We start from the raw sequence: 12,412 nt of genomic DNA, 5'->3' as shown, positions 1-12,412 counted from the left end.
TGTGTTATCCCTCGCCCCGCTGCGCGCGCGCAGCCTGCATGAAAGCCTGCGCCCGTTCCGCCGACACGGGATTCTCCGCGCGGCCATCGACTTTGAGCGCGGAGCCGACGATCGCGCCGTCCGCGATGCGCAGCACGTCCGGCAGGCTGTCGATAGTCGTGCCGCTGCCGACCACGACCGGCAGCATCACCACGCGCTTGACTTCGGTCACGGCGTCGAGCGGGGTGGCCTGCCCGGTCGCCGCGCCGGTCACGATCAGCGCGTCGGCTCCGGCAGCCTGCGCCTCCTTCGCGGAGACCGTCAGCGGCTGATCCTTGAGGTTGTGCGTGTACTTGGTCTGGATATCCGCCCAGAGCTGCACGTCCGCCGCGCCGAGCGCCCGCCGCACGCGTTGGATCTGCGCGGAACACGGCATCGCCAGCCCCTGCGCGGAGATCACCGTGTCCACGAACACCTCGACGCGCACGAACTGCGCCTGACACGCATACGCCAGCGCGATCTCGGCCTGATAGGCGTTGAACTGCACGTTGATGCCCAGCGGGATGGCGGTCATACGGCGGATCATGGAGGAGGCGGCGGCCATCACCGCGACCTGCGCGGGCGTCGGCTCCCCGATCAGGTACGGCTCGTCGCCAAAGTTCTCAACGATCAGGGCGTCGATGCCTGCCGCGATCAACGCGTCGGCGTCGGCCTGCGCCTGCCGGTAAATGGCATCGACGCTGCCGCCGAAACCGGGCGTTTCGGGCAGCGGCAGCAAATGGACCATGCCGATCATCGGCTTGCGGTCGGCAAAGAGGGATGTAAAGGTCATGGGGTGATTTCTCCGGTGGCGTGCCAATTGAACGCAAAACAAGGGTGACTATACCACGGCTGCCGGGGTTTGAGGTCGGTGTTTTGGGCCAAACAAAAGCGGGCGATCCTCACCGGGATCGCCCGCTTGTACGTGCCAGGGAAACGGTCGATCAGTCGCCCGCGACCGGCGCGCGCATGGCATCCGACCGGACGCCGAACGACATTTCTTCTTCGGTCGAGCGGCGTACTTCCGAGGGCAGGATGGCGAAGGCCACCAGCGCCGCGAGCAGCATGATCGCCGAGCCGATCAACATGCCGTCGTTCATACCCGACGTAAACGCGTGGTTGGCCGAATTCACGATCAACTGTGCCACCGTGGGATCGGGCACCATACCAGCGGCAATATGCGCGCCCTGGATGCTGCTTTCCACGGCCTTGTACAGATCGCCCGGAACCTGCGGCGGCAGCTTGGATTCCAGCGCCGAGATCTGGGTCAGGTAGGTGTTGTTGGCGATCGTGCCCAGCACGGCCACGCCCAGCGCACCACCCAACTGGCGCGTCGTGTCGTTCATCGCGGAGCCGATCCCGGCCTTACGCACCGGCACGCTGCCCATGATCGAGTTGGTGGCGGGACTCATCGCCGTGCCCATGCCGATACCGAGAATGACCATACCCAGCAGGACGATGCCATAGGGCGTATCAACGTCCAACACCTGCGACATCATGAACAGGCCCGCCGCCGCGATCAGGATGCCCACGCCGACCGTGACTTTCGTGCCCAGGATACCCGCAACGCGCGCCGACATCGTTGCGGCGAACATCAGCACGATCGCCTGCGGGAACATCCGCAGACCGGCTTCAAGCGCGGTGTACCCCTGTACCGACTGGAAGTACTGGCTGAAGAAGAACACAGAACCGAACAGGCCGAACACGACCAGCGTCAGCGCCAGATTCGCGCCCGTGAAGGACATATTCTTGAAGAAGCCCAGCGGCAGCATCGCGTTGGGGCTGCGATATTCCCAGTAGCCGAAGATGCCCAGCAGCACCGCCGCCGCGCCAAACGCAATCAGCACGTTCTGCTCGGCCCAGCCGCTCTGCCCGGCCTCGATGATGCCGTACACCAGCGCAAACAAACCGGTGATGGACAGCACCACGCCTGGGATATCGGGCCGGGGCGCATGCTCGTCACGCGATTCTTCGATGGTGAGCTGACCGCCGACGATCGCCAGCACGACGATCGGCAGGTTCACCACAAACACCGCGTTCCACTGGTAGTGCTCCAGCAGCCACCCACCCACCACCGGGCCAACGCCGACGCCCAGGCCGAAGATCGCGGCCCAGATCGCAATGGCCTGCGCGCGTTCCTTCGCGTCGTCAAACATCGACGTAATCAGGGACAGCGTCGAGGGCATGATCGTCGCGCCGCCCAGGCCCAGCAGGGCGCGGGTAACGATCAGCATGGTGGTAGAGCCTGACAGCGCCGCCATCAGCGAGAAAACGCCGAACCACGCGAGGCCGAACTGAAGCGCGCGCTTGCGCCCGATCCGGTCACTGACCGCGCCCATCGTCAGCAGCAGCGCGGCAAACACCAGGACGTAGGCATCCACGATCCACTGAAGCTGGCTGGCCGTTGCGCCCAATTCGATCGAGATCGACGGCAGCGCTACGTTCAGGATCGTATTATCCAGGCTGATGACGAGCAGCGAAATTCCGATGAAAATCATGGCCCGCCATGGATTTTTTGCGTGTTGTGCAGCTCGTTCCACGATGATTTCCTCCTGTTAAGACAGCGTGAGAGCTTAACACTTTAACGCGGGCGGCTGTGCGGACCGTCCGTTGAGCTAAAGCCTCAAAGAAGCATGTAATTCAAAGGGAACTAAATGGGAAAAGGTCTATTGCAGGCCGGTCCGTGACAGGCGCGGGCGCTGCCTGAGAGCCTTATGGCTCGGGTTTGATCGCTGTCGCGCCGTGTGCCAGCCGCGCGGCGAGGCTGGCAATGAAGGCATCCTCGTCAAACGACACCTCAGATTTCACATCGAGATTGACCATCAAGCCCGTGTAACCGAACAAGGTAAACATGATGGTCCACATGATGTGCTCCGCCTCGCGGCGGTCCGGCACGTAACGCATGATGCGTTCGATCAGCGCGTGGCGGAACAGGCTTTGCTTATAGTGAACGTGTTCTTTCTCCTCGTCGCTGAGGGTCGGATATTCGGTCATCAGCCAGCGCAGGTGATTGAGCTTCGCCGTATTGGCTTCCGTGATGAGCAGGTGCCCCACACCCCGGATAAACTCCTCCAGCGTTTCCGCCTCGCCGCAGGCGGTGATGAGGTTGACCCAGCTCGGCAAATTCGTTTCGAGCACCTCCCCGAACAAGGCACGTTTACCACCGGGGAAGTGATAGTACAGCGCCGCTTCGGTACAGCCCACCTGCTCCGCGATCTGGCGCACGGAGGTGGTCTCGTATCCCTGATTGATAAACAGCGTTCTGGCCGAGTCCAGGATCTCGTCGCGACGGTTCGTACGGTCGGCCATTATCTCCTGCAATTCACTTAACGAGCGTTAACTAAGCGCAGTATAGGTCCGGTTGTTTTGACTGTCAAGAGGGGATTTGCGTTAGAAAAACGTAAAAATAGGGAGGCCTAAATTTACAGGCTGGCGTCCTTCCCTGGAGAGGATGCGGTTGACGGTGAGTCAGGAACAAGGCAAAGGCGACCTCACCCCCAGCCGCTCTCCAACTTGATGTACAGGCCGGGGGTGAGATCGTGGTGATGACCGGATTTATTATTAAATTACATCAATACGCCCTCACGGATATGCAAGAGCATTACGATGCGGGCGATTCCGTCGCCAGTGCCGTTGCGGCGGGGGTCGATTCGGGGGCGGCCTCGGTCGCGGGCAGAGTCGCGGCGGGTTCGGTGACTTCGGCGGTGGGCGCTTGCGTCACGCCGGGCAACGCAACGGGTTCGGTCCCTTCCGGCGTGAGACCGGGCAGCATCGATTCCGGAGCCGATTCCGTGGCGACCGGCGGCGCAGTGACCAGATCGGCGCGCGTCTTGGCGGTAAAGTTCCCGGCGACGGTCGTCGCCAGCAGCACGTAGTAGTCGGAATTGGATGCCTTCGCCACGACGCCGTCATCCAGCGCCGCGCCGAGCGTGATCGTGTACTCGTGCTCGACCATGACAGGGGTCGCGGTCGGGGCGATGGTCGCTTCGGGCACTTCCTCGGTGGACGGCAGCAGCGAGGTCGAAAGTTCGGCCTGCTCCGTCGCGGCGGGCGCGGCTTCCGCTTCCATGACGTGCAGCGTGATCACCGCCTGCGGCGCGTCCATGCCGTACGTGTCCTGCGCGGTCTTGCCCAACGGCTTGCTCAACCGCAGCGCGGTCACCTGGCTGAGCAGCGTGCTGAACGTATCCTGGTTGAGCGTTTCGCCGTCCGCAAGCCCGGCCATCGTCCAACCTTCACCCGCTTTGGTGAAGTCGAACGTGCCGTTCGCGTTCGTCAGCGTGAGCGAGGTTATCTGATCGGACGCGGCGTTGAAGTAGAGCGTGTTCACCCAGCGGCTCACGTCGGACGGCGCGCTGGTGGACGACAGGCCGCTTTCCAGGTAGACCTGATCCTCGCCGTCGAGCCGCACGTAAATCGTGCTGCCGCTGCCGGAGCTGCCCAGATACAGTTTCGTCGTCGCGCCGCCGGACGCAGTCAGCTCGACCACCCGCTCGTACTCGTCGTCCGCGACCTTCAGGCGGCGGTGGCTGCTGGCCGACTCGGTGATCAGGCGGTCGGTGGTCAGGTTTTGCACGCCGCTCAACAGCGTGGTGACGGTCGAGGCGTTCACGGGGAAGTCGTCGTAAGCGGGCAGCACCCAGCCGCCGTTATCCGTCTTTTCGAGCGCGACCTGCGTCTCGTCGGAGCCGGTGACCTGGATGTGCATGATGCTGTCGGGCGCGAAGTCCGCCACCAGCGCCCCACCCGCCGCTTTCGATTCCGAGTGAGGCCACAGGTTGATCGCCGCCAGCAGCACGAGCTGGACGACCAGCACCGCCGCCAGAATTCGATTAGTCTTGTTCATCGTCGTGCACCTCGGGTGTTGCAGCCACAGGAACGGTCACCAGCGCCATCGGCTTTTCGGTCCGCTTGCGCCACTGCCACAGCCCGCCGAGTGCCAGCAGGCTCACCAGCGCAAAACCGTAGTTCAACCCTTCCCAGAAGCGCTGATCGTGATCCGAGAGCGGATCGAGCAGGCGCGCCGATTCGCCGCGCGAGCGGATGGCGAGCAGATCCGTGTCTTCGGTAGACCAGTCCACCACGTTTTCGACCAGTTGGAGGTCGTTGGTATAGCTTTCCTGGTCCACGCGCGACGCGGTTTGCATCACGTTGTCGTTCAGGAACTCGCTGCTGCCGATCACGATCAGGCGGGCTGTGTCCGGCGAGGACGCGATCGGGCCATTGACGGGGGCCGCCGGGGCGGATTCCGAGCCGCCGCCCGTGCCCGTGTCGGCGGGGGTTTCGGTCGCCGCCGCGAAGGGCGATTCCTTGTCCTTGAAATAGCTGTCGAAGCTGCCTTCGATGACCACGGCCAGCGGGTACGACTGTTGATCGGACCCGGCGGGGAAGCCCAGTTCCGGGTAGAGCGTGAAATTCGGCTCGACGCTGGGGCTGTCGGTCGTCCAGGCGTTCGCGCTGGACTTGAGCAGCGTGGTGACCTGACGGTTCGCGTTTTTGTCCGCGTCCACGGTCAGCGGCGAGGCCCAGTTGAGCGTCACCGAGGCGAGACTGCCCAGGATCGGGTTGTCGCGGTCCATGCCGCTGGCGCGCACGTTGACGAAGTACGGGTAATCGATCGCCTGGATCTCCTGCACCGTCACGCCGCCCGCGTTGCGCGCGACCTGTACCGGGAACGGCGCGTTTTGCGTGTCCATGACGACGGTCGGCTCGACCGTCACGCCGTAGGAGGCGAGCATGTCTTGCAGGCCGTTTTCGATGGGGACCAGGGCCAGCGTGCCCATCATCTGGTCCACGCCCAGGTCGTAGCTGCCGCCCATCACGACGACCGTGCCGCCGCGCATGAGATACTGGTCCACCGCGTAGCGCTCGATGTCGGTGAAGTCCTTCGGGCCGATCAACATCAGCAGGTCGATGTTGTCGGGCACCTGCCCGGTCGTCAGGTCGATGGTCTGCACGTCGTAGTCGCTCCCGAGCATCTGCGAGACGGTATCGAACGCCTGAAGCGAACTCGACTGGCCGTAGTAGGCGGCCATCTCGTCCTGCTGGTCGGCGGAGGTCCACAGGCCCACCACCTTCAGGAAGCCGGGCGCGATGCGCTGCAATGCGCCTTCGATGCTGCTGCGCACGTCGGCTTCGGCGATGGTGCTGGACGGGTAAATGACTTCGTTTTTGCCCGCCGCGCTGGCGACCATGTACAGGTAGTAGGTATCCGCCGAGAGGAAACCCGTCGCAATCGGCTGGATGCCGTACTGGTTGTAGAGCTGCTGCGGATCGACGTTGCTGGACGCGTCGTCCATGTTGACGCTGGTGAACACCAGCTTGCCGTCCGACGCATCCGCGATGCCCTGCGCGACGGTCTGGATCGTGTCGGGCGCGTCGGCCAGGGAATCGGGCAGCGTGCTCGGCGTGTAGTAGAAGGTCAGCTGCGCCGGTTCGCTCAACGTCGCCAGCACCGCGTCGATGCTCTGGAAGCCGTAGACCACCTTACGGATGCTGCGCGTGAGGTCATACTCCAGGTTCTTCAGGTGCACGTCTACATCGTTGCCGTACTGCGTGACGTCGATCAGATCCTGGAAGTTGAGCGTGGTGCTCTGGTCGCCGTAGCGGATCAGGATGTCGAAGTAGACGTTGAGCACCGACGCGCCCGACCGCTCGGAAACTTGCAGCGGCGTCGGCTGGATGCCGTAGACCTGATTGGCCTCCGCTTCGGCTTCGGGATCGTCGATGGGATCGAGGATCTTCAGGTCCATCTTGCCGTTGGACGCGATCTTGTACTCTTCGAGCATGTCCTCGATGGTGGGGATCAGGGGCGACAGCAGCGGGTGGTTATCTTTGCTGAAATAGCCGCGCACGATCAGCGGCTCCTGCAGGTTGCCCAGCAGATCCTTCGTCGCGTCGGACAGGCTGTACTGGCGGTCGGCGGTCAGGTCCAGGCGGCCACTGTGGAACGGGTAGAGCAGCACGTTGAAGGCCAGCAGGTTGACCGCCAGCAGCGTCACGCCGACCTTGCTGTTGAAGCGCATCTGCTTCGCGGCGTCGCCAATGCCCCAGCGCTTGTTGTCCAGCGAGAAGACGTTGAGCACCAGGAAGACCACGGTCAGCGAGACGTAATAGAGCAGATCGCGCAGATCGAGCACGCCGCGCTCGATGCTTTCGAAGCGGCTGCCCGTGCCGAACGCGCGCAGGATCTCGCCCACGTCGGCATTAACGAGGCCGGTGATCTGCTGGCTGCCGACGAGCTGGAACAGGCCGCAAACCAGCACCGTGACGATCAGCGCGACGATCTGGTTTTTGGTGCGCGACGAGATGAACAGGCCGATCGCGGCGTAAGCGGAGGCCATCAGCACGGCGGCCAGATAGCCGCCGACGATCGGGCCGGGATCGGGATTGCCGAAAAACGAGATCGTGATCGGCAGGAAGGCGGTCAGCGCCAGCGCCACCACAACCAGCCCGACCACCGCCAAAAACTTGCCGATTACCAGTTGCCACAACTTCATTGGCAGGGTGAACAGCATTTCGAGCGTGCCGGTCTGCTGCTCCTCGCTCCACTGGCGCATGGTCAGCGCCGCGACGAGGAAGATCATCAGCGTGGGCATCCAGCGGAACATGGGGCGCACGTCCGCAAGGCCGCGCGCGAAGAAGGTATCGACCCAGAAGAAGGTGAACAGGGTCGCCGCAAGAAAAACGCCCACAAATATGAGCGCCATCGGTGAGCTAAAGTAGCTGTTAAGCTCTTTTCGCGTGATTGAGAGAATCTGTTTCATGACCCGGCTATCCCTCGGCAGCGACAAGCTGGTTAAAGATCGCTTCGAGTGTCAGTGTTTCGCGTTTCAGTTCGCGCACGGGCCAGTCGTGGCTGCGCGCGAGGTCATAAATCGTGGGGCAGAGGTCCTGCGCGCTGACGACGCGGTAGGCGGGCCAGCCCTCCGGCGTGCGGAAGGTCTGCACCTCGTCCACGGCGGGCAGCGCCTGAAGCTGCGGCGCGACGCCCTGGCCGTCCTGACCCAGCACCAGGACCATATCCGCCGTGCGCGACAGATCGCTCAGGCGGGCATCGGCCTTGACCTCGCCGCCCATGAGCACGATCACGCGGTCGCACAGCGCCTCGACTTCGGACAGGATGTGCGTCGAAAACAGGACGGTGGTCGTCTGAGCGAGGCGGCGGATCAGGTTGCGGATCTCCACGATCTGCGTCGGGTCCAGCCCGATCATCGGCTCGTCGAGGATCAGCAGGCGGGGCCTGTGCAGAATCGCCTGGGCCAGCCCGACACGCTGCCGCAAGCCTTTACTGAGCTGGCTGATGGGCCGCGCGCGGAAGTTTTGCAGGCTGGTGACGACGATCGCTTCGGAGATGAGGGGCGGCTGGTCGGCGGCGGGGATGCCGCGCATGTCGGCCATCAGCTTGAGGTAGAACTGCACCGACAGATCCCCGTAGAGCGGCGTGGTTTCGGGCAGATAACCGATCTGGGCCTGGACCTCCTGAGTGTGAGTCAGGATGTCCAGGCCGTTGATCGTGACCGAGCCGCTGTCCGGGTGCAGGTAGCCGGTGAGGATTTTGATCGTCGTCGATTTGCCCGCCCCGTTGGGACCGAGCATCCCGACGATCTCACCGGCCTCGACTTGAAAACTCACGTCGTTGAGCGCTTGAATCGCACCGTAGGACTTTTTCAGGTTCTCGACCGTGATCATAGTGACCTTATGTGTGCTGCTTATGCTGCGCTAGAAGGACGCTGGCCTAACGTAACCTCGATGCTCTGCTCGTGACCGCCGCGCAGGACGGTGAGAGTCACTTTCTGGCCAGGCGAGGTGTGATTCGCCAGATAGCTGATCAGCGATTCCATGCCGTTGAGCGGCGTGCCGTCGATGGCGGTGATGATGTCCGCGCTGGCGATGGTCTGGGTCATGCCCTGCTGGTGGATCGTGGCGCTCTGAAGGCCCGCCTGATCCGCCGGACCGCCAGACTGCACGTTGCTGACCACGACGCCCTGCTGGTTGTTGGGCAGATCGAGCGCTTCGATGATCGCCAGACTGATGTCGCCGCCCTCGATACCCAGGTAGCTGTACTGCACCTCACCGTTCTTGACCAGCTCGTTCGCCACGCGCTGCACGAGGTTGCTGGGGATGGTGAAGCCGACGCCGGAGTTGCTGCCCGACTCGGTCATGATCTGCGAGTTGACGCCGATCACCGCGCCGTCGAGATTCAGCAGCGGGCCGCCGCTGTTGCCGGGGTTGATGGCCGCATCGGTCTGGATCACGCCGCCAATCGAGAAGTTGTTCAGGCCGTCGATGGTGCGGTCCAGGCCGCTGATGATGCCGGTCGTCAGCGTCCAGCGCTGGCCGAACGGGCTGCCGATCGCCAGCACGGACTGGCCGATGGTCAGCGCGTCGGAATCGGCAAACGCCACCGGGTGAAGCTGTTCGGCGGGCAGATCGACCTGGATCACGGCGAGGTCGGAATTCGCGTCGGTCCCGACGATCGTGCCGCGCACGATGGTGCCATCCACGAAGTTGACTTCGATATCGGTCGCGCCTTCGACCACGTGGTTATTGGTGACGATGTGGCCTGCGGTGTCGATCACGAAACCGGAGCCGGTCCCGCTGATGGTCGAGCCGGGGAAGTAGCCGTTGCCCTGGCGGGTCGCCACGACGTTGATCGACACGACCGAGGGACTGACCGCGTTGTAAAGCTGCTCGATGACCGTATCGGCGGCAGCGGCAACCGAACTGGCCGAGGTGCTGTCAACCGCCATGACCGGCATGGGCGTCGCGGTCGCGTCCAGAAGGGTCGCGCCCTGCACCGTCGTACCCACACCGCCGGACATCAAAAATACCGATAACAAAACGACAAGAGCCATAGCCGCCGTCGCCGCACCATAGAAGATTCGACGCTTTACCATATCGCTTCCTTCACCTTTCCTTTTCCACCACATTCAACTGCACAGACTATCAGGAGAGTTTTAACATTTTTGTGCGTTCCGATTACAATCTCGCAACCTGCCGCGCCGACGCACAGCGTCCCTTCACCGGGGCGCGGCTGGACCCTCCTGGGTGGTATAGACGCGCAGCGACCCGCCCGCGCGATCGAGGATCGCGCCAGCCTGCGCTGCGTCGCTGGCCGAACAACTCACAATCAACAGATACTTATTGCCACCCGCCGCCGCTTCATATTTCAAGACACGCTCGCGCATTACCGTTACACCCAACAGCAGCCCGCATAACAACCCGCCCAACGCCCCGATTACAATGCCATCCACACCAGCGGCGGCAGTCGTCACCCACCAGCCTCCCTGCACCAGCGGCGCGCGGCCTACGGCGGCTCCCAATACAAGCCCCAACAACCCGCCGATCCACGCCCCGGCGCGCGCGCCATCCCGCGCCATATCGCCTACCGTTACATATCCGCGCGCCTGTTTTTCCGTCTCCAGATCCTGCGTGACGATTGACATCTGGTCCGCCGCGAAGCCTGCCGCCTTCAACCGGTTTGCCGCGCCCTCTAGTTCCGATGCTGTCTCATACTGAGCCACTATGCTGACGCCAGGCATCAAAAGCCCCCGCGCTATTCAGGCCAACATCACTACTATAGAGAGGAGATGTTATGAGGAGATGGCAGGGATGTTACAGATCTGAAAAACGATATCACAGCCCATCAGGAGGCGGCGCGCAGGGGAACCGGCTCGGCGGCGGCAATGGGAAGCTGAAGCGTGACGGCAGTGCCCTGCCCCGGCGTGCTCTGAAGCGTCACGCGGCCCTGGTGGCGAGCCACGATAGACTGCACCAGCGACAGGCCGATGCCGCTGCCCGCGATGCCCTGCGCGTTGTGACCCCGGTAGAGTTCTTCCCACACGTGCGCGAGATCCGCTTCGGGAATGCCGGGGCCGGTGTCGCGCACTTCGATCAACACGACGCCGCCCGCCGTATAGCCGGAAATCTGCACACGGTCGCCGGGGCGCGAAAACTTCATCGCATTGTTGACCACGTTGTGCAGCGCGAGCAGCAGCAGATCGCGGTCGCCGCGAATGCCGGGCAGCGCCGCCGGGGGCTGCGGCAGGCTGAGCGCGAGGTGGCGATCGGCGGCCTGCGGCTCGTCGCGGGCGATGTCGTAGATTTCTTCCAGCAGATCTTTCACGTCGATGGCGGACGGCTCCAACGGCTTCGCGCCGATCTCGGCCACTTTGCGCAGATCCCCGATCAGGTGGCCGAGGCGCTGGGCCTGTGTCTCGACGCTCGCCAGGATGTCGGCGCGGTCGGCGGGATCGGTCGCGCCGGAGAGGTTCGCTAAGCCTGCGCGGATCGCCATCAGCGGATTCTTCAGTTCGTGATCGAGGCGGTTCAAAAAGCGGCGGTGCTCGGCGGCGGTTTCGGCGCGGGCGCGCATCATGTTCTGGGCTTCCATGTACGTGCGCCACTCCTGCACGAGAATGTTGAGCACGATCATGCCGGAGAGCAGCGCGCCGATGATCACGACGACCAGCCCTTCGTCGATTTCCACGCGCACTTCCGGGTCGGCCAGCAGGCCGTTCGCCATCAGCGCGAGGATCACGAGGCTGATGCCGACCGGCAGGATCACCGTCAGCCAGACGATCTGCTTCACGCCCCCGCCTCCACCGCCGCGATAAACCGGTAGCCTTCGCCGGGGAGGGTCTCGATATAACGGGGATTGAGCGCGTCGTCGCCCAGGGCTTTGCGCAGCTCCGCGATGCGCGTATCGACGGTGCGGATCCCTGCCGGGTAGTCCCAGCCCCAGACGGCATCGAGCAGGCGCTCGCGCGTGATCAGTTCGTCGGGGTGCGTCATGAGGTATTCGAGCAGGTTGAGCGCCTTGGGCGTCAGGGGGATTTCGTGTTCGTCCAGACGTACGCGGCGCGACGGACGATCGAGCGACAGACCGCCGCTGACGAGGCGCGACGCCGCCGCCAGCGGGGGCACACCGGGGCGCGCGCGGCGCAGCACGGTACGAATGCGCGCGACCAACTCGTGCGGATCGAACGGCTTATTGAGGTAGTCGTCCGCGCCTTCTTCGAGCGCCATCGCGCGCTCGACGGCATCCCCGACCTGAGTCAGCAGGATGACGGGCGTCCAGTCGCCGGACTGGCGCAGACGGCGCAGCACTTCGCGCCCGTTGAGGCCGGGCATCAGCACGTCGAGCACGACGAGGCTGGGCCGGAAGCTCGCCACGGCCTCCAACCCCGAGGGGCCATCCTGCGCCACCTGGACGGCGAATCCGGCGCGTTCCAGAAAGGGCGCGAGATTATAGGTGATGGCGCTCTCGTCATCGACCAGCAGAATTTTGGGCTGCGTGCTGACCATATCCGTTCGCTCCCGGCAGCAGTGATATGGTTCGATTGTATCAAGTCCGCGCGCGAGGGGGTCGCGCCTGCCGGACAACGGCGGC

At 63.7% G+C, this 12,412-nt stretch carries 10 protein-coding genes; all 10 read right to left on the bottom strand.

Annotated elements, in window-relative coordinates; genetic code table 11:
- Positions 1-4 precede the first annotated feature (4 nt).
- The 10 genes from V7116_RS02670 to V7116_RS02625 all read right to left on the bottom strand — a co-directional run bounded on the left by V7116_RS02670 (position 5) and on the right by V7116_RS02625 (position 12,327).
- Positions 5-811 (bottom strand): BtpA/SgcQ family protein, encoded by an 807-nt coding sequence (locus V7116_RS02670; protein WP_324390146.1) that lies wholly within the window; start codon positions 809-811, stop codon positions 5-7.
- A 151-nt stretch (positions 812-962) separates the two neighbouring features.
- On the bottom strand, positions 963-2,516 hold the full coding sequence (locus V7116_RS02665; protein WP_324390144.1) for an MFS transporter: 1,554 nt from the start codon (positions 2,514-2,516) through the stop codon (positions 963-965).
- A gap of 214 nt (positions 2,517-2,730) precedes the next feature.
- Positions 2,731-3,327 carry a TetR/AcrR family transcriptional regulator gene (locus V7116_RS02660; RefSeq protein WP_324390142.1) on the bottom strand — a complete coding sequence of 199 codons (597 nt, stop codon included), beginning with the start codon at positions 3,325-3,327 and terminating at the stop codon, positions 2,731-2,733.
- A gap of 292 nt (positions 3,328-3,619) precedes the next feature.
- Positions 3,620-4,864, bottom strand: a complete 1,245-nt coding sequence (locus tag V7116_RS02655; RefSeq protein WP_324390140.1) for a DUF4340 domain-containing protein — start codon at positions 4,862-4,864, stop codon at positions 3,620-3,622.
- Positions 4,851-7,712 carry a Gldg family protein gene (locus tag V7116_RS02650; protein WP_324390138.1) on the bottom strand — a complete coding sequence of 954 codons (2,862 nt, stop codon included), beginning with the start codon at positions 7,710-7,712 and terminating at the stop codon, positions 4,851-4,853. Before V7116_RS02650 ends, V7116_RS02655 begins: the two co-directional genes overlap by 14 nt.
- Positions 7,713-7,791: 79 nt before the next feature.
- Positions 7,792-8,709 carry an ABC transporter ATP-binding protein gene (locus V7116_RS02645; protein ID WP_324390136.1) on the bottom strand — a complete coding sequence of 306 codons (918 nt, stop codon included), beginning with the start codon at positions 8,707-8,709 and terminating at the stop codon, positions 7,792-7,794.
- Between the two features lie 20 nt (positions 8,710-8,729).
- Positions 8,730-9,917: a S1C family serine protease gene (locus V7116_RS02640; RefSeq protein ID WP_324390134.1), complete on the bottom strand. Its 1,188-nt coding sequence runs from the start codon at positions 9,915-9,917 to the stop codon at positions 8,730-8,732.
- Between the two features lie 123 nt (positions 9,918-10,040).
- Positions 10,041-10,544 (bottom strand): general stress protein, encoded by a 504-nt coding sequence (locus V7116_RS02635; protein WP_324390132.1) that lies wholly within the window; start codon positions 10,542-10,544, stop codon positions 10,041-10,043.
- Positions 10,545-10,666: 122 nt separating this feature from the next.
- Positions 10,667-11,611: a sensor histidine kinase gene (locus tag V7116_RS02630; protein WP_324390130.1), complete on the bottom strand. Its 945-nt coding sequence runs from the start codon at positions 11,609-11,611 to the stop codon at positions 10,667-10,669.
- The gene (locus tag V7116_RS02625; RefSeq protein WP_324390128.1) at positions 11,608-12,327 is read right to left on the bottom strand and encodes a response regulator transcription factor; all 720 of its coding nucleotides are present in this window, start codon (positions 12,325-12,327) and stop codon (positions 11,608-11,610) included. Before V7116_RS02625 ends, V7116_RS02630 begins: the two co-directional genes overlap by 4 nt.
- Positions 12,328-12,412: the final 85 nt, after the last annotated feature.

The sequence above is a fragment of the Aggregatilinea sp. genome (assembly GCF_036822615.1).
In the GTDB taxonomy this organism is placed as follows: Bacteria; Chloroflexota; Anaerolineae; order Aggregatilineales; family Aggregatilineaceae; genus Aggregatilinea.
Note: the sequence above shows the minus strand (reverse complement) of the source record. Positions and strands in the feature narration are given on the sequence as shown.